This is a genomic window from Bradyrhizobium prioriisuperbiae (assembly GCF_032397745.1).
Classification (GTDB): Bacteria; Pseudomonadota; Alphaproteobacteria; order Rhizobiales; family Xanthobacteraceae; genus Bradyrhizobium_A; species Bradyrhizobium_A prioriisuperbiae.
Genome location: NZ_CP135921.1, coordinates 1,362,970 through 1,386,482 on the forward strand (window position 1 = coordinate 1,362,970; position 23,513 = coordinate 1,386,482).

At 62.7% G+C, this 23,513-nt stretch carries 22 protein-coding genes; 5 read left to right on the plus strand and 17 right to left on the minus strand.

The window, feature by feature from the left end; all coding sequences use genetic code 11:
* Positions 1–70: 70 nt before the first annotated feature.
* The 10 genes from RS897_RS06375 to coxB form a co-directional block, all read right to left on the minus strand.
* A complete protein-coding gene (locus tag RS897_RS06375) occupies positions 71–1,360 on the minus strand; it encodes a M16 family metallopeptidase (protein ID WP_315835742.1) in 1,290 nt (429 codons plus the stop codon).
* On the minus strand, positions 1,357–2,775 hold the full coding sequence (gene thrC, locus RS897_RS06380) for a threonine synthase (protein ID WP_315835743.1): 1,419 nt from the start codon (positions 2,773–2,775) through the stop codon (positions 1,357–1,359). The genes RS897_RS06375 and thrC overlap by 4 nt, the downstream gene beginning before the upstream one ends.
* 185 nt (positions 2,776–2,960) lie before the next feature.
* Positions 2,961–3,698, minus strand: a complete 738-nt coding sequence (locus RS897_RS06385) for an SURF1 family protein (protein WP_315835744.1) — start codon at positions 3,696–3,698, stop codon at positions 2,961–2,963.
* A complete protein-coding gene (locus tag RS897_RS06390) occupies positions 3,695–4,078 on the minus strand; it encodes a DUF983 domain-containing protein (protein WP_315835745.1) in 384 nt (127 codons plus the stop codon). The genes RS897_RS06385 and RS897_RS06390 overlap by 4 nt, the downstream gene beginning before the upstream one ends.
* Before the next feature lie 142 nt (positions 4,079–4,220).
* The gene (locus RS897_RS06395) at positions 4,221–5,075 is read right to left on the minus strand and encodes a cytochrome c oxidase subunit 3 (RefSeq protein ID WP_315835746.1); all 855 of its coding nucleotides are present in this window, start codon (positions 5,073–5,075) and stop codon (positions 4,221–4,223) included.
* Positions 5,076–5,337: 262 nt separating this feature from the next.
* Positions 5,338–5,985, minus strand: a complete 648-nt coding sequence (locus RS897_RS06400; protein WP_315835747.1) for a cytochrome c oxidase assembly protein — start codon at positions 5,983–5,985, stop codon at positions 5,338–5,340.
* A gap of 9 nt (positions 5,986–5,994) precedes the next feature.
* Positions 5,995–6,159, minus strand: a complete 165-nt coding sequence (locus RS897_RS06405) for a CoxF protein (RefSeq protein WP_315835748.1) — start codon at positions 6,157–6,159, stop codon at positions 5,995–5,997.
* Between the two features lie 18 nt (positions 6,160–6,177).
* Entirely contained in the window at positions 6,178–7,116 is a 939-nt protein-coding gene (locus RS897_RS06410; RefSeq protein ID WP_315838539.1) for a heme o synthase, read from the minus strand.
* 116 nt (positions 7,117–7,232) lie between these two features.
* Positions 7,233–8,852: a cytochrome c oxidase subunit I gene (gene ctaD / locus RS897_RS06415; RefSeq protein ID WP_315835749.1), complete on the minus strand. Its 1,620-nt coding sequence runs from the start codon at positions 8,850–8,852 to the stop codon at positions 7,233–7,235.
* Between the two features lie 65 nt (positions 8,853–8,917).
* Positions 8,918–9,772, minus strand: a complete 855-nt coding sequence (gene coxB / locus RS897_RS06420) for a cytochrome c oxidase subunit II (protein WP_315835750.1) — start codon at positions 9,770–9,772, stop codon at positions 8,918–8,920.
* A gap of 511 nt (positions 9,773–10,283) precedes the next feature.
* Here coxB and RS897_RS06425 point away from each other — a divergent pair.
* Positions 10,284–10,853 carry an invasion associated locus B family protein gene (locus RS897_RS06425; RefSeq protein WP_407654444.1) on the plus strand — a complete coding sequence of 190 codons (570 nt, stop codon included), beginning with the start codon at positions 10,284–10,286 and terminating at the stop codon, positions 10,851–10,853.
* A gap of 7 nt (positions 10,854–10,860) precedes the next feature.
* Here the strand turns inward: RS897_RS06425 and RS897_RS06430 are convergent, their stop codons facing one another.
* Positions 10,861–11,352, minus strand: coding sequence for a GNAT family N-acetyltransferase (locus tag RS897_RS06430; RefSeq protein WP_315835751.1), 492 nt, complete (start codon positions 11,350–11,352; stop codon positions 10,861–10,863).
* 165 nt (positions 11,353–11,517) lie between these two features.
* Here RS897_RS06430 and tldD point away from each other — a divergent pair, with 165 nt between their 5' ends.
* From tldD to RS897_RS06445, 3 genes are read left to right on the plus strand one after another with little or no spacing between them, the layout of a single operon-like run.
* Entirely contained in the window at positions 11,518–12,942 is a 1,425-nt protein-coding gene (gene tldD / locus RS897_RS06435; RefSeq protein WP_315835752.1) for a metalloprotease TldD, read from the plus strand.
* 17 nt (positions 12,943–12,959) lie between these two features.
* The gene (lepB, locus tag RS897_RS06440; RefSeq protein WP_315835753.1) at positions 12,960–13,709 is read left to right on the plus strand and encodes a signal peptidase I; all 750 of its coding nucleotides are present in this window, start codon (positions 12,960–12,962) and stop codon (positions 13,707–13,709) included.
* Between the two features lie 19 nt (positions 13,710–13,728).
* A complete protein-coding gene (locus tag RS897_RS06445; protein WP_315835754.1) occupies positions 13,729–14,064 on the plus strand; it encodes an MmcQ/YjbR family DNA-binding protein in 336 nt (111 codons plus the stop codon).
* A gap of 95 nt (positions 14,065–14,159) precedes the next feature.
* Here RS897_RS06445 and RS897_RS06450 read toward each other — a convergent pair whose 3' ends face one another.
* From RS897_RS06450 to RS897_RS06460, 3 genes are all read right to left on the minus strand, one after another.
* A complete protein-coding gene (locus RS897_RS06450) occupies positions 14,160–14,720 on the minus strand; it encodes a PAN domain-containing protein (protein ID WP_315835755.1) in 561 nt (186 codons plus the stop codon).
* Between the two features lie 202 nt (positions 14,721–14,922).
* On the minus strand, positions 14,923–16,293 hold the full coding sequence (locus RS897_RS06455) for a glutamate--cysteine ligase (protein WP_315835756.1): 1,371 nt from the start codon (positions 16,291–16,293) through the stop codon (positions 14,923–14,925).
* A gap of 93 nt (positions 16,294–16,386) precedes the next feature.
* Positions 16,387–16,875 (minus strand): MarR family winged helix-turn-helix transcriptional regulator, encoded by a 489-nt coding sequence (locus tag RS897_RS06460; RefSeq protein ID WP_315835757.1) that lies wholly within the window; start codon positions 16,873–16,875, stop codon positions 16,387–16,389.
* A gap of 136 nt (positions 16,876–17,011) precedes the next feature.
* Between RS897_RS06460 and gstA the strand changes: the two genes are divergently transcribed.
* Positions 17,012–17,611, plus strand: a complete 600-nt coding sequence (gstA, locus tag RS897_RS06465; RefSeq protein WP_315835758.1) for a glutathione transferase GstA — start codon at positions 17,012–17,014, stop codon at positions 17,609–17,611.
* Between the two features lie 158 nt (positions 17,612–17,769).
* Here gstA and RS897_RS06470 read toward each other — a convergent pair whose 3' ends face one another.
* The 3 genes from RS897_RS06470 to RS897_RS06480 form a co-directional block, all read right to left on the minus strand.
* Complete coding sequence (locus RS897_RS06470) at positions 17,770–19,983, minus strand: 3-hydroxyacyl-CoA dehydrogenase NAD-binding domain-containing protein (protein WP_315835759.1); 2,214 nt, start codon at positions 19,981–19,983, stop codon at positions 17,770–17,772.
* Positions 19,984–20,083: 100 nt separating this feature from the next.
* The gene (locus tag RS897_RS06475) at positions 20,084–21,292 is read right to left on the minus strand and encodes an acetyl-CoA C-acetyltransferase (RefSeq protein ID WP_315835760.1); all 1,209 of its coding nucleotides are present in this window, start codon (positions 21,290–21,292) and stop codon (positions 20,084–20,086) included.
* A gap of 72 nt (positions 21,293–21,364) precedes the next feature.
* On the minus strand, positions 21,365–23,155 hold the full coding sequence (locus RS897_RS06480; protein WP_315835761.1) for an acyl-CoA dehydrogenase C-terminal domain-containing protein: 1,791 nt from the start codon (positions 23,153–23,155) through the stop codon (positions 21,365–21,367).
* Between the last annotated feature and the right edge of the window lie 358 nt (positions 23,156–23,513).

A 23,513-nucleotide genomic window follows, 5' to 3' on the forward strand; every position in this document is an offset into this window, starting at 1 on the left:
CGGGCACCCCAATATGCGTTCATGACGCCGAACGGTATCCCCCGGATCAAGGCCGGGGGCAGGCTTCGTTCTAGTGATACCGCGCCCGCGCCACCGAGCGGCTCAGGCCTTCCGCAATGCCGACGGCGGATTCCAGACCACGGCCATTGCCGAGCGCGACGACCGCGGGACGGCTGCGATTGAGCAGCGCATGGCCGGCATGGCGGGTGGATTCGGCGCTGACCGCCTCGATTCGGGCGATCAGCTCCTCGGCGGTGAGCGGACGGCCATAGGCCAGAATATGGCGCGCCAGCTGCTCGGCGCGCGAGCTGCAGCTTTCCAGCGCCATCAGCAGGCCGGCCTTCATCTGTGCCTTGGCGCGGTTGATCTCCGCGTCGGTCAGCGTCTCGACCGCATTGTTGATCTCGTCGACAATGACTTCCATCATTTCCGACGCGTCGTTCGGATCGGTGCCGGTGTAGAGGCCGAAGAAGCCGGTGTCCGAATACGGCATATGGAATGTGGAGATGGTGTAGCAGAGCCCGCGCTTCTCCCGCACCTCCTGAAACAGGCGGGACGACATGCCACCGCCGAGAATGTTGACGAACACGTTCAGGCTGAACAGCGACGGATCGCTCTGCGGCAAGCCTTCGAGCGCCATGGTCAAATGCGCCTGCTCGAGATCGCGGCGCACGACTTTGGTGCCACCCTTGCCGAAGGTCGCCGGCTGCGGCTTCGGCGCCTCCGGGCCTTTGAATTCGGCAAAGTGTTTCTCGACTTCGGCGACCACCTGCTTGTGATCGACGGCTCCGGCCGCCGACACCACCATGTCCGGTGCGCGATAGTGCGTGTGCAGATAGCTGCGCAGCTTGTCGCGATTGAAGCCGCGCAGCGTCTCCGGCGTTCCCAGCAGGGAGCGTCCCATCGGCTGGTCGGGATAGGCGAGTTCGCTGAGATGTTCGAACACCACGTCGTCGGGCGTATCCTGCGCCGCGCCGATTTCCTGCTCGATGACGCTCTTCTCCCGCTCCAGCTCTTCCGCGTCGAAGGTCGGATGGGTCAGGATGTCGGAGAGCACGTCCAGCGCCAGCGGCACGTCGGCCTTCAGCACCCGCGCATAATAAGCGGTGGTTTCCGTGCTGGTCGCCGCATTGAGGTCGCCGCCGACTGCTTCGATTTCCTCGGCGATCTGCAAGGCGCTACGCCGCGCGGTGCCCTTGAAGGCCATGTGTTCCAGCAGGTGGGAAATGCCGTGCTCGTCGACCTTTTCATCGCGGCCGCCGACACCGCTCCAGACGCCGAGCGCGGCCGTCTCCAGATGCGGCATGTTGTCGGTGATAACGGTCAGCCCGGAGGCCAGTTTGGTGACGTCGACACTCATCCGGCAACTCCCTGCTTCGCAGCACGGCTTACCGACAGCACGAACCGCTCAATCAACGACTGATCGTTGGCAACAATCTCAATTCGTTCCGGCCGGGTCATCAGATCACCCAGCCACGCGGGCAGCTGCGGGCGCGTGCCGCAGGCGGCTTCAACCGCATCGGGAAACTTCGCCGGATGCGCTGTCGACAACACGATATTCGGCACCGAGGGATCGACCGCGCCGTGCTCGGCGACCGCGATCGCCACCGCGGTGTGCGGGTCGATCAGGTCGCCGGTCTCGCGCCAGGCGGTGCGAATCGCAGCGCTGGTTTCGTCCTCATCTGCCCGGCCTGCATCGAAATCGCTGCGCACGGCGGCAAGCGCCGGGCCCGGCAGCGTGAAGCGCCCGGATTGCGCCAGCGAAGCCATCAGGCCACGCACCACGGCACTGTCGCGGCCGCTCGCTTCGAACACCAGGCGTTCGAAATTCGAGGAGATCTGGATATCCATCGACGGCGAGGCGGTGGCATGGACCTGGCGCACCTCGTATGTGCCGGTCGCCAGCGTCCGCACCAGAATGTCGTTGACGTTCGATGCAATCTTCAGCCGCCGGACCGGCAGCCCCAAACGCTTGGCCACATAGCCCGCGAAGATATCGCCGAAGTTTCCGGTCGGCACCGTGAAGTCCACCGTGCGTGACGGCGATCCCAGCGCGACCGCGGAGGTGAAGTAATACACCACCTGGGCGATGATCCGCGCCCAGTTGATGGAATTGACACCGGACAACGCCACCATGTCGCGGAAACGATGGTTGTTGAACAGGCCTTTCACGATCGCCTGGCAATCGTCGAACGTGCCTTCCACCGCCAGCGCATACACGTTCGCGGCTCCCGTGGTCGTCATCATCCGGCGCTGCACGTCGGAGATCCGGCCGTTCGGAAACAGCACCACAAGATCGACATTGTCACGGCCGGCAAATGCGTCGACCGCGGCACCGCCGGTATCGCCCGAGGTCGCGACCACGATGGTGGTGCGTTGCCCGCGCTGCGCCAGCACGTGATCCATCAGCCGCGCCAAGAGCTGCATGGCGACGTCCTTGAACGCCAGTGTCGGCCCGTGAAACAGCTCCAGGACGAACTGGTTGGGACCGGACTGATCGAGCGGCACCACGGCCGGATGGCGGAAGGTGGCGTAGGCCTCGACCGCCATGCGGCCCAGGTCAGCGTCGGAGATCTCGCCGCCGACAAACGGCCGCAACACCTCGACCGCAACCTCCCAGTATGGCCGGCCGGAAAAGCCCGCGATCTGGGCGGTCGTCAGTTGCGGCCAGACCTCGGGCACATACAGCCCGCCGTCGCGGGCAAGCCCGGTCAGCATCACATCGCAGAATCCCAGCACCGGGGCTTCACCCCGGGTCGATATATAACGCGTCAAATCGTCCTCCAAAGGCGGAGACCGCTCCAAGCCTCTGACATCTCTGAATTATTCAGTTTCCAAGCGAAACCATCGGGGCACATTACGGCATGATCCCGAAAAGTGGAAACCGGTTTTCGGAAAAGATCATGCCCCAAACAAGAGCCATCATCCCGAAAAGTGGAAACCCGGTTTTCGGAAAAACCTCAGGCCCGCCGCTGACTGGCAAACCAGAAGCCGGAGGCCGCCGCGACAACGATGGCGAGCCCGAACCAGGTCATGGCGTATTGCAGATGTGGATCGCGCAGATGGACCTCAAGTGGTCCCGGCTTCGGCAGGCCTGACGGCGGCACCGGGCCTTCGAGATCGACATAGAATGGCGCGACCTCGCCCCAATGCAGCGCCCTAGACATCGCCAGATGATCCCTGACGAACCACAGCCGCTTGGCAATATCCTCATGCGCCGAGAAAGCGCCGGGCTTTTCCGGAAACCGCAGATAGCCGGTGAGCGTGACCGGCTGAGCCGGATCAGCGGCGGACAGAGCCGGCGACGCCTGCTTTCCGTCGGGCACGAAGCCGCGATTGACCACCACCGTCTCGCCTGAGGCCAGTTTCACGGGCACGAAATTCCAGACGCCGAGACCGGAGATATCGGATCGAAGTGCCGATCCCGCGGCAAACACCCGCGCATCCGGCTTTGCGTCCACCTGAGCTGCGAATGTGACGCGACGAAACTCGTCTTGCTCCGGCCTCAAGGCCGGCCACGCATTTTTCGCCGGCAACGCCACCGGAGCTGTCGCCAGTCGTTCGGTCAAAGCCGCGATCAGCGCATGTTTTTCCGCCCTGCGCTGCAGTTGCCACACGCCGAGACCAACCAGCGTTGCGAGCATGATCAACGTGATCACGCCCATCCCGAGCAAGCTTCGCATGCGCTCAGCCGTCATTTCGGATCTCGATCGATGAGGCGGCCTTCGGAGGCCTTGTGGTGATATTGCAGGGCGATCAGCAGCGCCTTCATGGACCGCAGCGGCAGCAAGGTCGTCGCCAAAATCAGCGGCAGCCACAAGGCCGCATGCACCCAGAACGGTGGCTGATACTTGATCTCGACCACCAGCGCCGCGCCCACCACGATGAACCCAGCGATCATGATGATGAAAACGGCCGGGCCGTCACCAGCATCGATGAAGGCATAGTCGAGCCCGCAGACCTCACAGCGCGGCTTCAGCGTGAGGAAACCCGCGAACAGCCTGCCGTTTCCGCAACGCGGACACTTGCACGCCAGCCCCGCCAAAATCGGGGAGACGGGTTTGTTGTCGTTCGACATCGGCGCTCCCCTGTCATGCTGTCTGAATTTTTATTTGGACGCGTTTTCTTCACGCGAACCGGTATCCACTTCGCTGGAAAACGCTATGGAAAAAACAAAGGGGCGGCCGAAAGGCCGCCCCCGTTTCAATCCCGGTGGGAAATCAATGGGCGGCGTGCGCCATGGTTTCGGCGCCATGGCCCCAGACGTAGATGCAGAGGAACAGGAACAGCCACACCACGTCGACGAAATGCCAGTACCAGGCGGCGAATTCGAAGCCGAGATGCTGCTTCGGTGTGAAATGCCCGGCATAGACCCGCAGCAGGCACACCAGCAGGAAGATGGTTCCGATCAGCACGTGGAAGCCGTGGAAACCGGTCGCCATGAAGAAGGTGGCGCCGTAGACGTTGCCGGCAAAGCTGAAAGCCGCATGGCCGTACTCATAGGCCTGCACGCAGGAGAAGGCAGCGCCGAGCAGGACAGTGATGATCAGCGCCTGCTTGACGCCCTTGCGGTCGCCCTCGAGCAGCGCGTGATGCGCCCAGGTCACGGTGGTGCCAGACGTCAGCAGAATCAGCGTGTTCAGAAGCGGCAGATGCCAGGGATCGAAGGTTTCGATGCCCTTGGGGGGCCAGACGCCGCCGAACAGCGCTTCGCGGGTCATATGCACCGGATCGGCCGGGAACAGCGCCGCGTTGAAATAGGCCCAGAACCAGGCGACGAAGAACATCACTTCCGAGGCGATGAACAGGATCATCCCGTAGCGATGATGCAACTGCACCACGCGGGTGTGGTCACCGGTCTGCGCCTCGCGGATCACGTCCCCCCACCAGCTGGCCATGGTGTAGAGCACGCCGATAAAACCGACGCCGAACACGATGGGCGCGCCGGGGAACATGTGATGCATCCAGCCGATCGCGCCGACCGCCATGATGAAGGCCGAGATCGAGCCGACGACCGGCCATGGGCTCGGGTCGACGAGATGATAGTCGTGGTGTTTCACTTGCCCCGAGGCCATGCCCATTCTCCGTTAGCAGGACCGATATTAGCCGGCCCTAGTTCGTCGCTCAATCATTCACACCGCGGCCCGAAAGAATCGCAGGGGACCGCCAACTTCTAGTGTCCCGAATTCGAAGTTCGTATCACTTAGCAACTACCCTAGAGCGAACTTCGAATTCGATCAGGACACTAGAAAACCTAAAGATTCTAGTGTGGCTTGTGTTTCCGAAATTCCCTCAAAGAGCTAGCCGGGACGGGAGGGGAATTTCGGAAACGCCACACTAGAGATTACCTTTGCGCGTATCGGTTTCCCCCGCCGCCAGCGGCTTCACATCGGCATCGCGCACCGGATAGAACGTGTAGGACAGCGTAATCGAATTGATATTCTTGTTGTCGTCATCCGCCATCAGCGCCGGATCGACATAGAACACCACCGCCATCTCGCGCTTTTCACCGGGAGCAAGCTGCTGCTCGGTGAAGCAGAAACAGTTGATCTTCTGGAAATAGGCCCCGACCGTCAGCGGCGCGACATTGTAGGCCGCGAGCCCAGTGGTGCGGCGCGCGGACTGATTGGTGACCGTGTAATAGGCGGTGACGACCTCGCCGATCCTGACCTCGATCTCGGTCTTTTCCGGCTCGAACTTCCAGGGCAGCCCGCCGCTGACATTGGAATCGAACCGCACGGCGATCTTGCGCTCGAGGCTTGATGACGGCGACGGCACGGAGGTTGCGACCTGGGTGGTGCCGTTGAAGCCGGTGGTGCGGCAGAACCAGTTGTAAAAGGGAACCGCAGCGTAGGACGCGCCGACCATCATGGCCACGACGAAACCGCAGATCGACGCGACGGCGGCATCGCGACCAAGACCACGCAAACCACGCCGGCGGGGCTGGCGCGGCGGCTCACTGGCGGGGCTCGGGGTTTGGGTCATGGCATCCGATCAGATGGGACGGTGCAGGACCGCGGGGCCCTTGACCATGGTGACGGCGAAGAACAGCACCACCAGGATGCCAAGCGTCCATGCGATCGCGATGGACCGTTCGCGGCGGCGGCGCTTCTGTTCCTCGGTGAGGACAATTCCCTGCGGCTTGTTATCGTCGTCCATCGTCGCGCCATGCTTCCTTTACCAGATCAACCGCGTCACCGCGGGCATCATGGCTTCGACCAGCAACGTCGCGAACAGTCCGGACAGATAGACAATCGAAAAAGCGAACAGCCTGCGCGGTTCGCGCTTCGCCGCATGTCCCTCGCGATGCCGGTAGACCTGAATGGCCAGCCACAGCATCCAGCTGCCAAGCAGCACCGAGACCACGCCATAACCGACGCCGAAATAGCCCAGCGGCCATGGCGCCACGGCGACGGCGACCAGCACCACCGTATAAAGCAGGATCTGCAGCCGCGTGGCATCAGCGCCGGCGACCACCGGCAGCATCGGCACATTGGCCCGGGCGTAATCGTCGCTGCGGAACAGCGCCAGCGCCCAGAAATGCGGCGGGGTCCAGAGGAAGATGATCAGGAACAGCAGGATCGGCGCGACCGACAGCGATCCGGTGGCCGCGGCCCACGCCACCACCGGCGGCAGCGCACCGGCGGCGCCGCCGATGACGATGTTCTGCACCGTCGAGCGCTTCAGCCACATGGTATAGATCACCACATAGAAGAAGATCGTGAAAGCCAGCAGCCCCGCGGCAAACCAGTTCACCAGGATGCCGAGGGTCACCACCGAGAAGAACGCCAGCGTCATGCCGAAGGTCAGCGCCTCGGGCGGCGTAATGCGGCCGCGCGGGATCGGCCGGTTCACGGTGCGCGACATCAGCGCATCGATGTCGCGGTCGTACCACATGTTCAGCGCGCCCGACGCACCGGCGCCGACCGCGATGCAGAGAATCGACGTCACCGCCAGCACCGGATGGGCGAAGCCAGGGGCCATCAGGTATCCGACCAGCGCCGTGAACACCACGAGCGACATCACACGCGGCTTCAGCAGCGCAATGTAATCGCCGACGCCCGCCTCCGAGATATGGGGCGAGAGATCGAGGGTGTGATGGTCGATAGTCGACAAGTCGGCGTCCGCCTTTTCAAATCGGGCCATCGTCGACAAGTCTTACAGCCGACGATGGCCCTCGTCTTTACGCGGTGCAATGACGGCACCGCGATATCGGGTTTGTTGCGCCGCGATCACTGGATCCGCGGCAGCACCTCGAACTGGTGGAATGGCGGCGGCGAGGTCAGCGTCCACTCCAGCGTGGTCGCGCCCGGTCCCCACGGATTGTTGGCCGCGTGACGCTTGCGCGCGAAGGCCTCGATCACACCGTAGATGAAGATCAGCACGCCGAAGGCCGAGACGTAGGAACCGACCGACGACACCAGGTTCCAGCCGGCGAACGCGTCGGGATAGTCGACGTAGCGACGCGGCATGCCCGACAGGCCGAGGAAGTGCTGCGGGAAAAACACCAGGTTGACGCCGATGAAGGTCACCCAGAAGTGCGCCTTGGCGATGGTCTCGTTGTACATGTAGCCGAACATCTTCGGGAACCAGTAGTACCAGCCGGCGAAGATGGCGAACACGGCGCCGAGCGACAGCACGTAGTGGAAGTGCGCGACGACGTAATAAGTGTCCTGCAGCACGCGGTCGACGCCGGCGTTCGACAGCACCACGCCGGTCACGCCGCCCAGCGTGAACAGGAAGATGAAGCCGACGGCCCACAGCATCGGCGCGCGGAATTCGATCGAACCACCCCACATGGTGGCGATCCAGGAGAAGATCTTCACGCCGGTCGGAACCGCGATCACCATGGTGGCGGCGACGAAATAGGCCTGCGTCGCCGACGACATGCCGACCGTGTACATGTGGTGCGCCCACACCACGAAGCCGATGCCGCCGATCGCGACCATGGCGTAGGCCATGCCGAGATAACCGAACACCGGCTTGCGCGAGAAGGTGGAGACGATCTGGCTGATCATGCCGAAGCCCGGCAGGATCAGGATGTACACTTCCGGATGGCCGAAGAACCAGAACAGATGCTGGAACAGCACGGGATCGCCGCCGCCTTCGGCCGCGAAGAACGAGGTGCCGAAATTGCGGTCGGTCAGCAGCATGGTGATGGCGCCTGCCAGCACCGGCAGCGACAGCAGCAGCAGGAACACGGTGACCAGGATCGACCACACGAACAGCGGCATCTTGTGCAGGGTCATGCCCGGCGCGCGCATGTTGAAGATGGTGGTGATGAAGTTGATGGCGCCGAGGATCGACGACGCACCGGCGATGTGCAGCGACAGGATGGCGAAATCGACCGCCGGGCCCGGATGGCCCGAGGTCGACAACGGCGCATACATGGTCCAGCCGGCGCCGACGCCGTTGGCGCCCGGCTCGCCTTCCACGAAGGTGGAGATGATGAGCAGCGCAAACGAGGCCGGCAGCAGCCAGAACGAGATGTTGTTCATGCGCGGGAAGGCCATGTCCGGCGCGCCGATCATCAGCGGCACCATCCAGTTGCCGAACCCGCCGATCATCGCCGGCATCACCATGAAGAAGATCATGATCAGGCCGTGCGAGGTCACGAACACGTTGTAGGTGTGGCTTTCGTGGAAGATCTGCACACCCGGATACATCAGCTCGATCCGGATCGCGACCGACATGGCACCACCGATGATGCCCGCCACGATCGCGAAGATCAGGTACATCGTGCCGATGTCCTTGTGGTTCGTCGAATAGACGTAGCGACGCCAGCCGGTGGGGTGGTCGTGCGCATGATCATCGTGAGCGTGATCGGTAGCGGAAGGTGCAGCAGTGGCCATTTTCAGATCCTTTGAACCAACCAGGTTCGTCGCCCTTTAATCCTCGATATTGCGGTCGGCCGCGCTTACTGCGCGGCGGCCCCGACGGACGCGTACGAATTCATGCCCGACGCCGCATACTTCTTCTTCGCCGCCTCGATCCAGGTCGCGAACTCCTGATCGTTCACGACGCGCACCGCGATCGGCATGAACGCATGGTCCTTGCCGCACAGTTCGGAGCACTGTCCGTAATACATGCCTTCCTTGGTCGCCTTGAACCAGGTCTCGTTGAGACGACCCGGAATGGCATCGATCTTGATGCCGAATGACGGCACCGCGAAGGAGTGGATCACGTCGGCGCCGGTGACCTGGACACGGATCACTTTATTGACGGGCACCACCACTTCATTGTCAACGCCGAGCAGGCGCGGCGCCTTGTCGGCAACCATTAGCGAATCGAATTCGAACTTGCCGTTATCCGGATAAGCGTAGCTCCAGTACCACTGCTTGCCGGTGGCCTTGATGGTCAGATCGGCCTTGGGAATGTCGAGTTCCTGGAACAGCAGGCGGAACGAGGGCACCGCAATGGCCACCAGAATCAGCACCGGGATCAGGGTCCAGGCGACTTCGATCAGGGTGTTGTGGGTGGTCTTGGACGGCTGCGGATTGGTCTTTGAATTGAACTTGACGGCCACCACGATCAGCAGGGCAAGCACGAATATCGTGATGGCCGTGATGATCCAGAGCAGGAAATTGTGGAACCAGATGATGTTGTCCATCACCGGAGACGCCGAGTGCTGCAGCGTATATTCCCAAGGCGTGGGCTGACCGAGCCCCGCGAATGCCGCCCCGGCAAACGCCACCACACTTCCGGCCACTGCGAACCCCAGTCCGCTAAAACCAAGTACCCGGCGGACGATCTGTCCCCTCGACATCTTCATGCCGCTCGCGCTCCCCTAATCCTGCAACGTCAAACCGGCGGACCGAAACGACACGAAGCCGAAACGACGAGACCGGCGGCCCCGACCCCGCTCTGCGGCCGCCGGCCGGCTGGTTAGAACGCGTCGAGATTCCAGCTTCTCAAACCATAATTCCCTGCCTATCGCAATGCACGAATAAGCAGTCTGAGGATACGCCGCCACACGGCAGAGGCGGCCCTGACTCCCTGAAAAATCAGCCAAACCACCCCGCCTTGGAGGCCAACAATGCTTGACAGGGGCATTACGCGATGTAGGCACAGGCAGGGCGTGTGGCGAAAATGCGATTCGCGCCTTGGGGGACGTTGTTCGGGACAGTGTTCGGGCCTTGGTCAGGTCCTTGGGACCGCCTTCAAGGCGCCGTCATTGCCGTATCAGCCTCCCGCTCGGTCGTGCCGGGGAGGCATGGCCGGGACAAGCCCGGAGCACTTTGCCCCGATACATCGCCCCGACACATTGCCAAGGATCGACCTCGATGGGCGCTTCGAGACACCAGGAACAGGATGCGGGTCCCACCCGGCGGACGGCTTTCGCCATGGTCTCGGCGGCCTTGCTGCCGCTCTTCATTGCAACTTTTGCGGTCATTTCCCTGGGGGCGACCTCAATTGCCAACGCCCAGGGTGCGGTCAAATCGGTCCATGGCGACTGGCAGATCCGCTGCGACACCCCGCCGGGGGCGCAGGCGGAGCAATGCGCCCTGATCCAGAGCGTGGTGGCGGAGGACCGTTCCAATGCCGGCCTCACGGTGATCATTCTCAAAACCGCCGATCAGAAAAGCAAACTGATGCGGGTGGTCGCGCCGCTCGGGGTGCTGCTGCCGTCCGGCCTCGGCCTGAAGCTCGATAACGCCGACGTCGGCCGGGCCGGCTTCGTCCGCTGCCTGCCCAACGGCTGCGTTGCCGAAGTCGTGATGGACGACAACCTGCTCAACCAGCTGAAAACGGCCAAGACGGCCACCTTCATCATTTTCGAGACCCCGGAAGAAGGCATCGGTTTCCCGCTCAGCCTCAAGGGCATCGGCGAAGGCTACGACAAGCTGCCGTAAGGCTCTGTCAGAACAAAACCGCCATCATCAGCAGGTTTTCGTAGCGGCCATCGATCTGGACGCCGTCGCGCTTGACACCCTCGATCTTGAACTCCATCGCCTTGTAGAGCGAAATCGCCGAGGCGTTGGTCTCGCGAACGGTCAGCTCGACCCGGTGCAATCCGATCCGCCGGGCGTCCGCAAGGGCGGCGCGAACGAGCCGCGTCCCCACCCGCTGGCCGCGAAACGCGGGCAACAACCCCATCCCCAGCACGCCGCAGTGGCCATAAATCGGCCGGTTCATCGGCGTGATATCGCACCAGCCGACCACCTGCTCATCGGACAAAGCGATCAGGTGCGGATAGCCGCGCTTCAGGTTGTTTTCGACAAACACACGTGCCGCCTCGATCGGCGGTGCCTCCAGAAATGCCAGATATCGCCGTTCCCGCGCGACCGCGTCCAGCACGGCATAGAAGCCGTCCACGTCACGAGGCTCGATTTGCCTGATCTCAATCAACATCTGACCTGCAGACAATTCGGAAATCGCATGCATCCTCTCATCGAGTTTATCTAAGAGCTGTTTCCAGGCAAACGAGCCCCCTCGCGGAACAGCCGATTACCCCCTATCTTCGTTAATGCCTGCTGCGCAGAATTACCTTTTCACGCCCTCACAATGGACCGTCTCATGACCCTCCCGACCTCCTCCCTCATCGACCGTGCCGGCCTCGATCGTGATCAGGTACGCAGTGAGGTGGCGCGCGGGCTCAACGGCGCCGACGATGGGGAGCTTTTTCTGGAATACCGCCAGTCCGAAGGGCTGATGTTCGACAATGGCCGGCTGAAGCAGGCGACTTATGACACCGCCCAGGGTTTCGGGCTGCGGGCGGTCAAGAACGACGCCGTGGGCTATGCACACTCTTCCGACGTCTCGATCCCGGCGCTGATGCGCGCCGCGGACGCGGTGCATGCGGTGCGGGGCGGCTATTCCGGCACCTTCGCGGCAGCGCCGACCCACACCAATGTCCGGCTTTACGGCGACGAAAACCCGCTGGACGGCCAGGCCTTCGAGGCCAAGGTCAAGCTGCTGGCGGAAATCGACGCCTATGTGCGCGACAAGGATCCGCGGGTGCGGCAAGTGTCGGTCAGTCTCGGCGCCACCTGGCAGGTGGTGGAGATCCTGCGTCCTGACGGCGAAAGCTACCGTGACATCCGCCCGCTGGTGCGGGTCAATATTTCCGTGGTGGCGGGATCCGGCGACCGGCAGGAAACCGGCAGCCAGGGTTATGGCGGCCGCGAGGGCTATGCCCGCTTCATCGAAACCAAGGCCTGGCGCGACGCCGCCGACGGCGCGATCCGCCAGGCACTGATCAATCTGGAATCGGTTCCCGCCCCGGCCGGCGAAATGGACGTGGTGCTCGGCCCCGGCTGGCCCGGCGTCATGCTGCATGAAGCGGTTGGACACGGCCTCGAGGGTGATTTCAATCGCAAGCAAACCTCGGCGTTCGCCGGCCTGATGGGACAACAGGTGGCGGCGAAAGGCGTGACCGTGGTCGACGACGGCACCATCGCCTCGCGGCGCGGCTCGCTGTCGATCGACGACGAGGGCACACCGACCAACCGCACGGTCCTGATCGAAGACGGCATCCTGGTCGGCTACATGCAGGACCGGCAGAACGCGCGGCTGATGAACATGAAGCCGACCGGCAACGGACGGCGCGAAAGCTACGCCCATGTGCCGATGCCGCGCATGACCAACACCTACATGCTGGCCGGCGACCGCGACCCGGCGGAAATCCTGGCCTCGGTGAAGAACGGCATCTTCGCCGCCAACTTCGGCGGCGGCCAGGTGGACATCACCTCGGGCAAATATGTGTTCCAGTGCACCGAAGCCTATCGCATCGAGAACGGCAAACTCGGTGCGCCGGTGAAGGGCGCCATGCTGATCGGCAACGGCCCCACCGACCTGCACCGGGTCACCATGGTGGGCAACGACCTCGAACTCGACGCCGGCATCGGCACCTGCGGCAAGAACGGCCAGGGCGTACCGGTCGGCGTCGGACAGCCGACGCTGCGGATGGACCGCATCACCGTCGGAGGAACCGGCTCGTGACCATGGAAATCACGGCGATGAAAAAAGCCGTTCGGAGCTGGTCGAGTGCCATCGCGCAGATGGCCGCGGTGTTCCTGCTGGTGCTGGCGGCGAAGTGCGCGCTTGCCGAGCCGTTCTACGTCCCGTCAGGCTCGATGGAACCGACGCTGATGATCGGCGATGCCCTGCTCGCCACAAAATATCCCTACGGCTACAGCGCCGCCTCGGTGCCGCTGAATGTCGCGCTGCCGCCAACCTCGCGTTTTCTAGGCGCCCTGCCCGAGCGCGGCGACGTGGTGGTGTTCCGCTGGCCCGGCGATCGGGCGCAGGTCTGGGTCAAGCGTGTGGTCGGATTGCCCGGCGATCGCATCCAGATGCAGAACGGCCAGCTCTTTATCAATGGCACCGCCGCGGCGTTGCGACCGGACGGCCTCGGCAAGGCCGAGACGGAAGACGGCTCCGAAGTGCCGGCGCCGCGCTACACGGAAACGCTTCCCGGCAATCACACCCATCCGATCTTCAAGCTGCGCGCGCACGGCTTCCTCGACAATACGCCTGAGGTCACGGTGCCGCCGGATCATCTGTTCGTGCTGGGCGACAACCGCGACAACTCGGCGGATAGCCGCGTGCCGGTCAATGACGGCGGCGTTGGATTGCTACCAACAGCAAATCTCGTGGGACGCGTCGAGACCGTGCTCGGATCCTGGGATATCGGCCTTAAAGATCGCCCGATCTCGACCTGGCTCTCGGGCCTGCGCACCTCGCGGTTTTTCACCAGCGTGAACTGATCCGCAGCGGGGATGGGCGATGACGTTTGACGACGTTCGTGCCTTTGCCCTCAGTTGGCCCGAAGTCGAGGACGGGACATCCTACGGCACGCCGGCGCTGAAGGTCCGCAAAAAGATGCTGGTGCGGCTGAGGGAAGACGGCGACAGCCTGGTGGTGCCCGGCATCGAGCCCGACGAGCGCGCCATGCTGATGGAGACCCGGCCGAAGATCTTCCACATCACCGATCATTATCGGGATTGGCCAAGCGTGCTGGTCCGGCTCTCTGCCTGCAGCCGCACCACGCTCGAACCGCTCATGCTGCGGCGCTGGAAAGAGCTCGCATCGAAAGCAGCGGTGAGGGCCTTCAAGATCTAGAGCTCTGCTCCGATAGAATCGGAACAGAGCTCTAGATTGTTAATTTTGACGCGTTTTCTTAACGCAAACCGGTGTCCACTTCGCTCGAAAACGCTCTAGCGCACGACACCCGATGCAAAACCTGGCTTGCGGCGCGGCGGCTTGATCTGGCTCTTCAGGAAGCAGCGCGCATCCTTGCCGACATAGCCGGGACGCGAATAGGTCCAGGCGCGGCATTTGTTGTCGCCTTCACAGGCCTGCCGGCAACCCTCGTCACCGTCGCTCGCCTTCAGCTCGAAACTGCGATAGTCGCCGCCGAACCGATCGGTCGACATCTCGACGGCGCCGGTGCGCTGTTCGACCACGCCCGCGCCACGCACACCTGACACGCAGCAATTGTTCTCGACGCGCTGCGGAACGTTGTTTTTCAGCCAGCAAACGGCCTCTGCCGCGGCATAGGTCGGATAGTTGAAGCTCCATGCGCGGCACCGCTTGTCGCGCTCGCATTGCAGGGCGCAATCCGCGGGATCTCCGGACAGAATTGGCGAACTGAGGTAATCGCCGCCGGGCCGGTCGAAATTGGCCTGCGCCTGCACCGGTTGCGGAGCCGCAACGACCAGAAGTGCAAGTGCGGCAAAAATCGCAAGGCAAGCTCGAAGGCGACAGGCTCGGACCATGCCAGACGACTTTCAATGAGAAACGCAAGATCATGCAATGAGAAACGCAAGATCATGCGAAACACGAGATACGGTCTCGCGCAACGGCTGCGCAGCGCGTGTCGCACGCAGACGCAGCGAAGGGCTGCTCATTAGAACGTCAGGTTTCTGTACGGAAGATGAACGATGCAGCCACTTCGCGCTGCAACGTCAAATCGCTGATTCAAAAAGCATATTGATCGTATGCGGGTTCGACCGAACCGCCCCACGCAGCATTAAATTTCTGCAACATATCTTCGGCCGGCGTCCGCCCCGATTCGATGATGCGGTCGAGCGGCTCCAGATAGCGCGATTCGTCGCGGCCGAGATGATCGATGCGTCCGCGGCGACGTAGCCCGGCATGCGCAAGCACCAGGCACTCCTTGGCAATTTCGAACAGATAACGGTTGCCGATCTTGGCCTTGAAGCCGAGCCGCGGCACGTCATCACGCAGGGCCTGACGCTCCGCCGCGGTCCAATGCCGCGCAATCTCCCACGCCGCAGCAAGGCTCTCCTCGTCATAGAGCAGGCCGACCCAGAATGCAGACAGCGCCGGCAGGCGCTCCCACGGCGCACCATCGGCGCCGCGCATTTCCAGATAACGCTTGAGCCGGACCTCCGGGAAGATCGTCGACAGATGATTGGCCCAGTCCGACAGCGTCGGACGTTCGTTGGGAAATTTGGCATTGCGGCCGTCAAAGAAGTCGCGGAACGACGAGCCTGATACGTCGATGTAGCGATCGCCGCGCTTGATGAAATACATCGGCACGTCGAGCGCGTAGTCGACCCAGCGCTCGAAACCCATGCCGTCCTCAAACGCCCAGGGAATCATGCCGGAGCGCGCATTGTCGGTGTCACGCCAGATTTCCGAGCGGAACGAGAGCAAGCCGTTGGGCTTGCCTTCCGTGAACGGCGAATTCGCGAACAAGGCCGTGGCCACCGGCTGCAGCGCCACCGAGGTGCGCAGCTTGATCACCATGTCGGCTTCCGACGAGAAGTCGAGATTGGTCTGCACCGTGCACGTGCGATACATCATGTCGAGGCCGTAGCTGCCGACCTTCGGCATGTAATTGGTCATGATCTTGTAACGGCCCTTCGGCATCACCGGGATCTGCTCGCGCGACCATGACGGGGTCATGCCCAGCCCGAGAAAGCCGATGCCGAGCGGCGTTGCGACTTCGCGCACTTGCGCCAGATGCGCCATCACTTCCGCGGCGGTCTGGTGCACCGTTTCCACCGGCGCACCGGACAATTCGAACTGGCCGCCGGGCTCCAGCGAAATCGCACCGCCACCGGTGACATCGAACAGGCCGATAATGTTCTCGTGCTCCATGATCGGGTCCCACCCGAGCAGGTGCTTCATGCCCTGAAGCAGCGCCTCGATGCCGCGCGGCCCCGCATAGGGCACCGGCTGGTGCCCGACCAGCGTGAACGGAGTCTTTTCGTGCTCGGTGCCGATCCGAAAATCATCCTTCGGCTTCGAGCCTGCTTCCAGCCACGCAACAAGCTCGTCGCGCGAGTGCAGCGGCGTCATATCGATCTGGTCACGCGCCATATGAATTCCGAGTCAGAGGTGCGGCGCTGGGACACGCGCACGGCCGGGAGCAATGCCCGCCACCTGCGGTAGCGGCAAAAGGTGAAGAGAGCGTCATCGCGCGGACGCGACGTCTTTGCCTGCGGCGAGCGAGGGCTCATCGCAGGTGCAACCTAACCGGTCAAGCAGACCGCAAAGTTTCGCCGCATCGACATCCGACAGTTTCGAGCCGATATGCCGTTCAATGGCGGCGGAATACGAATTCCACATTTTCTTCTGCAGCTCGCGGCCGGCTTCCGTAATCTCGACGAACTGGCCGCGCTTGTCGATCTCGCACTCACGGCGCGCCGCCAGGCCCTCGTCGACCAGCCGCTCGATCAGGCGCGACGTCGAGTACTGCGGAATCAGCATCTGCTTCTCGAGTTCGACCGGACGCAACTCGCCGCGCGGCGCGCGCGACAGTTCCAGCAGCGCATCATACCACGCCAGTGGCGGAAAACCCGCCTTCTTCAGATCGTGCTCGACCGCATCCAGCACCCGGCTCTGGACGCGCATCAAGCGGATCCAGGCAGCGGTGGCTTCGCTCGAGGGTTTGCGTTTCATGACGGCCGTCTTACCTTGCTGCCGGATTATACGCCAGTAAATGCAGCTGCATCAATATTGACATTTCCATGCATTCGCATGTAATCACACAAGTTACGGAAGCAGGCCATGCTTCCGAAGTCAAAGGGAGGCCGCCATGAAACTCTACTATACGCCGGGCGCATGCTCGCTTTCTCCCCATATCGCGCTGAAGGAATCAGGACTTCCGCACGAACTCGTGAAGGTCGATCTCAAGGCCAAGAAGCTCGCGACAGGCGAGGATTTCAACACCATCAACCCGAAGAGCCAGGTGCCGGCACTGGCGCTGGACAGCGGCGAGTTGATCACCGAAGGCCCCGTGATCGTGCAGATGATCGCCGACAAGGCCGCCGACAAGAAGCTTGCCCCCGCCCAGGGCACCGCAGAACGCTACCGGCTGCAGGAATGGCTGAATTACATCAGCGCGGAGATCCACAAGACCTTCAGCCCGCTGTTCAATCCCCTGATTTCCGATGACGCCAAGAAGGTGTTTCGCGACCGCGTTACCGGAAAATTCAGTTATCTCGACGGCAAGCTGGGTGGCCAGGATTACCTGATGGGCCAGCAGTTCACCGTTGCGGACGGCTATCTCTTCACCATGCTGAAGTGGGCCGACCGTGTCGGTCTTGATCTCTCCGGCATGAAGAACCTGATGGGGTTCAAGGATCGCGTCGGTGCACGTCCCGCGGTGCAGGCCGCGCTGCAGGCCGAAGGCTGACGCGGAATGACGGAGCTGTAGCCCGGATGAGCGCTTAGCGCGATATCCGGGGACGGCAGTTCATTTGATCCCCGGGGTCGCTTCGCTCGCCCGGGCTACGATTCAAAAACAGGCCGGATCATCATCGATCCAGCCCTTTTTGTTTGATGCGGTCAGCTTCAGGCGGCCACTTTCTTCGGCGGGAAGCGGCCGTAGAAGGTCTCGCCCTTCGCCGCCATCTCGACCAAGAGCTTCGGCGGGGTGAAGCGCGAGCCGTATTTCGCCTCCAGCTTGTAGCAGAGCTCGACGAATGTCTTGGTGCCCATGAAGTCGATGTAGGACAGCGTGCCGCCGGTGAACGGCGCGAAGCCGAAACCGAGGATCGAGCCAACGTCCGCTTCGCGCGGATCGGTAATGACGTGATCCTCCACCGTGCGCGCGGCTTCCACCGCCTGCACCACCAGGAAACGCTGCTTCAGCTCCTCGACATCGAGGGTGTCTGGATCGAGGTGTTTGGGCTGCAACGCGCCGATGCCGGCAAACAGCCGCTTCTGGCCCTTGCCCTTCTCCGGATAGTCATAGAAGCCCTTGCCATTCTTGCGGCCGAAGCGGCCCTGCTTCTCGACCAGTTCGACCAGCATCTTCTTCTGCGCCTGGTCGATGGCATTGGCACCGAGATCGGCCTCGGTCGCCTTCATGATCTTGAGCACGAGGTCGAGCGCGACCTCGTCGCTGAGCGACAGCGGCCCAACCGGCATGCCCGCCATCTTGGCGGTGTTCTCGATCATTGCCGGCGGCACGCCTTCCATCAGCATCTCGAGGCCTTCCGCGGTGAACCGCAGGACGCAGCGGTTGGCGAAGAAACCACGCGAGTCGTTGACCACGATCGGCGTCTTGCTGATCTGCCGCACATAATCCAGCGCGGTGGCGAGCGCGACATCGCCGGTGTTCTTGCCGACGATGATCTCGACCAGCATCATCTTCTCGACCGGCGAGAAAAAATGAATGCCGATGAACTTGGCCTGATCCTTGAATTCCTCCGCCAGCGAGTTGATCGGCAGGGTCGAGGTGTTGGAGGCGAAGATCGCGCCTTCCTTCAGCAGTGGCTGCGCCTTGGCGTAGGTCTCGGCCTTGACCTTGCGGTCTTCGAACACCGCCTCGATCACAAGGTCACAATCCCTCAGCGCGTTGAAGTCGGCCGTCGCGGTGATGCGGGACAGCAGCACATCGCGATCGGCCTCCTTGGCACGGCCCTTGGCGACCAGCGCGTCGATTGCCGCCTTCGCATGGCCCTTGCCCTTGTCGGCGCTTTCCTGATCGCGATCGATCAGCACGACCTCGATGCCGGCCTGCGCGGACACAAAGCCAACGCTCGCCCCCATGAAGCCGGCGCCGATGACGGCGAGCTTCTTCACCTTGGTGGCGGGGACGTTCGCGGGGCGGCGCGCACCCTTGTTCAGCTCCTGCATCGACACGAACAGGCTGCGGATCATCGCCGCCGCTTCCTTGGTGCGCAGGATGTTGGCGAAGTGCCGGGATTCGACGCGCAGCGCCGCATCGATCGGCAACTGCAGGCCTTCATAAACGCACTGCATGATGGCGCGGGCGGCCGGATAATTGTCGTAGGTCTCGCGACGGAAGATCGCGTTCGCCGGCGGGAACGTCATGGTGCCGGCCTTGGAATAGACCGGACCGCTCGGCAGCTTGAAGCCCTTCTCGTCCCATGGCGCCACCGCCTTGCCACCGCCCTTGATCCAGTCCTTTGCCGCCGTGATCAGGTCGGCCGCCGGCACCACCGCGTCGACCAGCTTCATGGCCTTGGCCTTGGCGAGGTTGACCGCCTCACCCTTCAACAGCATCTGCAGCGCATCCTGGGTCGGCAGCATGCGCGACAGCCGCTGGGTGCCGCCACCGCCGGGGAACAGGCCGACCTTGATCTCGGGCAGACCGAGCCGAGTCTTGGGGTTTTCCGAGGCCACGCGATAATGACAGGCGAGCGTCAGTTCGAACGCACCGCCGAGCGCGAGACCGTTGATCGCGGCCACCCACGGCTTGCCAGAAGATTCGATGGCGCGCAGCGTTTGCGACAGCTTGCGGCTTTCATCGAACAGCATTTGATTGGCCGCGGTCTCGCCCTTCTGCTTCAGGGTCTCGACATAACTGCGGTTCATGTTCTCGAGCATGGTCAGGTCGGCGCCGGCCGACAGCGCCTCCTTGCCCGAGGTCACCACCACGCCCTTCACCGCGGCGTCCGCCGTGGTCTGCTGCACGATTGCAGCCAGTTCCTCGATGGTGGTGGTGTCCAGCACGTTCATCGAACGGCCCGGGATGTCCCAGGTCACCAGCGCGATGCCGTCGGCGTCGGTTTCAACCTTGAAATTCTTGAATGCCATTGGAAGCTCCCTCAATCCCTAAACGCGCAGGCCCTATAGCCGCGGCGAAAGCTGCAATCCCTCGACGGTCACGCCGAGGGATCAGTTGCCAGGTCGAAAATCAGACGCGTTCGATGATGGTCGCGGTGCCCATGCCGCCACCGATGCACAGCGTCACCAGCGCGGTAGACAGGTTGCGCCGCTCCAGTTCGTCGAGCACGGTGCCGAGGATCATCGCGCCGGTGGCACCGAGCGGATGGCCCAGCGCAATGGCGCCACCATTGACGTTGATCTTGGCGTTGTCGATGTCGAAGGCCTGGATGTAGCGCAGCACCACCGAAGCGAACGCTTCGTTGAGCTCGAACAGGTCGATGTCCGACAGCTTCATGCCGGAACGCTCCAGCACCTTCTTGGTCACATCGACCGGGCCAGTGAGCATCATCGCCGGCTCCGAGCCGATATTGGCGAAGGCACGGATTTTCGCGCGCGGCTTCAGGCTATGCTTGACGCCCGCCTCCTTGCTGCCGAGCAGCACGGCGCCGGCGCCATCGACGATGCCGGACGAGTTGCCGGCGTGGTGGACGTAATTGACGCCTTCGATTTCCGGATGCGACTGCACGGCCACCGCATCGAAGCCGCCCATCTGCCCCATCTGCACGAACGAGGGCTGCAACTGCGCCAGCGACTGCATGGTGGTCGACGGACGCATGTGCTCGTCCTTGTCGAGAATGGTGAGGCCGTTGATATCCTTCACCGCCACCACGGAGTTCTTGAAGCGGCCTTCCTCCCACGATTTGCCGGCACGCTGCTGGCTCTGCACCGCATAGGCATCGACATCGTCGCGCGAGAAGCCGTACTTGGTGGCAATCAGATCGGCCGCGACGCCCTGCGGCATGAAGTAGGTGGGAACCGCCATTGACGGATCCATCGGCCAGGCCGCGCCTGATGACATGATGCCGACGCGGCTCATCGATTCTGCGCCGCCCCCGATGGTCAGGTCATGCTGGCCCGACATCACTTGCGCCGCGGCGAAGTTCACCGCATCGAGACCCGAGGCGCAGAAGCGGTTGATCTGGATGCCCGGCACCGAGGTGCTAAAGCCGGCATTCATGGCGGCGAAACGCGCGATGTCGCCGCCGGCTTCGCCGACCGGATCGACCACGCCGAGCACCACGTCGTCGATGCTGTCAGCAGCGAGATTGTTGCGCTCCTTGAGCGCTTTCAGCGGCACGGTCGCCAGCGCCAGCGCGGTGACTTCATGCAGCGAACCGTCGGACTTGCCCTTGCCGCGCGGGGTGCGGACGTGATCGTAGATAAATGCTTCAGGCATGATGCCCTCCCTGGATCTCATCTTGATTTGAAAAATGCCGCACCCGGATGGGTGCGGCATTTGTGATTGCGATCAGAACGCGTCCGCGGGCAGCTCCATCACGGTCGCCGACCCGCTTTGCAGGCGGGCGAGATGCGCGGAGGTCTCGGGCAGCATCCGTTCCATGAAGAACTTTCCGGTCACGAGCTTGGTCTTGAGATAGGGAGCCGCGTCACCGCCGGCAATCTTCTCGTTCGCGACCTTGACCATGCGCGCCCACATGTAGCCCATCACCACCAGACCGAAGAGATGCATGTAGTCGGTCGAGCCGGCGCCGGCATTGTCCGGTTTGCCCATGGCATTCTGCATCAGCCACATGGTGGCCTGCTGCAGATGCCCGAGCGACGCGGTGAGCGGGGCGAGATAGGGCTTCATCGCCTCGTCGGCGCCGTTCTCCTTGGCGAAGCCGGTGACTTCGGCGAAAAACGCCATCGCGGCGCGTCCACCATCCTTGGGCAGCTTGCGGCCGACCAGATCGAGCGCCTGAATGCCATTGGCGCCCTCATAGATCATGGCGATGCGCGCATCGCGCACAAACTGCTCCATGCCCCATTCGGCGATATAGCCGTGGCCGCCGAACACCTGCTGGGCCGCGACAGAGTTCGCGAAACCGACGTCGGTCAGCACGCCCTTCAGCACCGGGGTCAGCAGGCCCATATGATCGTCGGCCTCCTGGCGGTCCTTGGCATTGTCGGAGCGATGCGCGACGTCGCTCTTGAGCGTGGTCCACACCACCAAAGCGCGTGCGGCCTCGTTGAAGGCGCGGATGGTCAGCAATGCGCGGCGAATATCGGGATGCACGATGATGGGATCGGCCGGCTTGTCCGGCGCCTTCACGCCCGACAGCGAACGGCCCTGCAGGCGGTCCTTGGCGTAGGCGGCGGCGTTCTGGTAGGCGACTTCGGACTGTGCCAGGCCCTGAACGGCGACGCCGAGCCGCGCCTCGTTCATCATCACGAACATGGCGTTGAGGCCTTTGTTTTCCTCGCCAACCAGCCAGCCGGTGGCGCCGTCATAGTTCATGACGCAGGTCGAATTGCCGTGAATGCCCATCTTGTGTTCGATCGAGCCGCAGGACACGCCGTTGCGCGCCCCGAGCGAGCCGTCGGCATTGATCAGTTGCTTCGGCACCACAAACAGCGAGATTCCCTTCACGCCGGCCGGCGCGCCCTCGATCCGCGCGATCACCAGGTGCACGATGTTTTCGGTGAGATCCTGGTCGCCGCCTGAAATGAAGATCTTGGTGCCGCTGATCTTGTAGCTGCCGTCGGCCTGCTTCACCGCCTTGGTGCGCAACAGCCCCAGATCCGTGCCGCAATGCGGCTCGGTCAGGTTCATGGTTCCGGCCCACTCGCCGGACAGCATCTTGGGGATGAAAGTCTTCTTCTGCTCTTCGGTGCCATGGACGTTCAGCGCCGCAACGGCCCCGAGCGTCAGGCCGTAATACATCGAGAACGCCATGTTGGCCGAGATCATGAACTCGTTGATGCTCTGCGCCATCGTGGCGGGCAGGCCCTGGCCGCCATACTCCACCGGGGCGGCAAGTCCGACCCAGCCGCCTTCACCGAACTGCTTGTAGGCGTCCTTGAAGCCTTTCGGGGTGGTGACCCGGCCGTCGTCATGGCGCGTGCAACCCTCAAGATCGCCGCTGCGGTTGAGCGGCTGCAGGGCCTGTTCGCTGAACTTGGCCGCCTCCGACAGGATCGCCTCGCGCACGTCGGCGGAGGCATCGCTGAAGCCCGGCAGGTTGTTGTAACGGTCGATCTGAAACACGTCGTTCAGAAGGAAAGTCACGTCTTCGACAGGGGCCTTGTAGCTCGGCATGATCGTCTCTCTCCCGTGGTCCCAACCCAGGTATATGCACCCGGTGCAAAATCTTGGGCATCTCCATAAGGGAGTTTTTGCATTGCAGCAATGCCGTTTTGGAACCTTATGCTGAAATAGGGATGAAAGGCAGCGACTGCGACATCATGGCAGCTCTGTTCCGGGCTTGCTGAGGCGGAGTGGTCAGATGGCCTGATTCGGGAGTCGGTCAGCGGCCGAGTGGGCCCGTCGGCATAATATTACCCGGAGGGATTAACTTTTCAGCCCTGCGGGCCAGACCTTTAACCCGTTGTTTACCCTAACGCGAAAAAGTCGGGACGGAAGCAAGCGCGCTGCGTCGAAATTCGTTTGTATCTTC

Excerpts from the sequence above, each read along its gene's own strand:
- RS897_RS06375 (WP_315835742.1), bottom strand. The coding sequence starts at position 1,360 with ATGAGTGTCGACGTCACCAAACTGGCCTCCGGGCTGACCGTTATCACC.
- RS897_RS06385 (WP_315835744.1), bottom strand. The coding sequence starts at position 3,698 with ATGACGGCTGAGCGCATGCGAAGCTTGCTCGGGATGGGCGTGATCACG.
- RS897_RS06390 (WP_315835745.1), bottom strand. The coding sequence starts at position 4,078 with ATGTCGAACGACAACAAACCCGTCTCCCCGATTTTGGCGGGGCTGGCG.
- RS897_RS06395 (WP_315835746.1), bottom strand. The coding sequence starts at position 5,075 with ATGGCCTCGGGGCAAGTGAAACACCACGACTATCATCTCGTCGACCCG.
- RS897_RS06400 (WP_315835747.1), bottom strand. The coding sequence starts at position 5,985 with ATGACCCAAACCCCGAGCCCCGCCAGTGAGCCGCCGCGCCAGCCCCGC.
- RS897_RS06405 (WP_315835748.1), bottom strand. The coding sequence starts at position 6,159 with ATGGACGACGATAACAAGCCGCAGGGAATTGTCCTCACCGAGGAACAG.
- ctaD (WP_315835749.1), bottom strand. The coding sequence starts at position 8,852 with ATGGCCACTGCTGCACCTTCCGCTACCGATCACGCTCACGATGATCAT.
- coxB (WP_315835750.1), bottom strand. The coding sequence starts at position 9,772 with ATGAAGATGTCGAGGGGACAGATCGTCCGCCGGGTACTTGGTTTTAGC.
- RS897_RS06425 (WP_407654444.1), top strand. The coding sequence starts at position 10,284 with ATGGGCGCTTCGAGACACCAGGAACAGGATGCGGGTCCCACCCGGCGG.
- RS897_RS06430 (WP_315835751.1), bottom strand. The coding sequence starts at position 11,352 with ATGTTGATTGAGATCAGGCAAATCGAGCCTCGTGACGTGGACGGCTTC.
- tldD (WP_315835752.1), top strand. The coding sequence starts at position 11,518 with ATGACCCTCCCGACCTCCTCCCTCATCGACCGTGCCGGCCTCGATCGT.
- lepB (WP_315835753.1), top strand. The coding sequence starts at position 12,960 with ATGAAAAAAGCCGTTCGGAGCTGGTCGAGTGCCATCGCGCAGATGGCC.
- RS897_RS06445 (WP_315835754.1), top strand. The coding sequence starts at position 13,729 with ATGACGTTTGACGACGTTCGTGCCTTTGCCCTCAGTTGGCCCGAAGTC.
- RS897_RS06450 (WP_315835755.1), bottom strand. The coding sequence starts at position 14,720 with ATGGTCCGAGCCTGTCGCCTTCGAGCTTGCCTTGCGATTTTTGCCGCA.
- RS897_RS06455 (WP_315835756.1), bottom strand. The coding sequence starts at position 16,293 with ATGGCGCGTGACCAGATCGATATGACGCCGCTGCACTCGCGCGACGAG.
- RS897_RS06460 (WP_315835757.1), bottom strand. The coding sequence starts at position 16,875 with ATGAAACGCAAACCCTCGAGCGAAGCCACCGCTGCCTGGATCCGCTTG.
- gstA (WP_315835758.1), top strand. The coding sequence starts at position 17,012 with ATGAAACTCTACTATACGCCGGGCGCATGCTCGCTTTCTCCCCATATC.
- RS897_RS06470 (WP_315835759.1), bottom strand. The coding sequence starts at position 19,983 with ATGGCATTCAAGAATTTCAAGGTTGAAACCGACGCCGACGGCATCGCG.
- RS897_RS06475 (WP_315835760.1), bottom strand. The coding sequence starts at position 21,292 with ATGCCTGAAGCATTTATCTACGATCACGTCCGCACCCCGCGCGGCAAG.
- RS897_RS06480 (WP_315835761.1), bottom strand. The coding sequence starts at position 23,155 with ATGCCGAGCTACAAGGCCCCTGTCGAAGACGTGACTTTCCTTCTGAAC.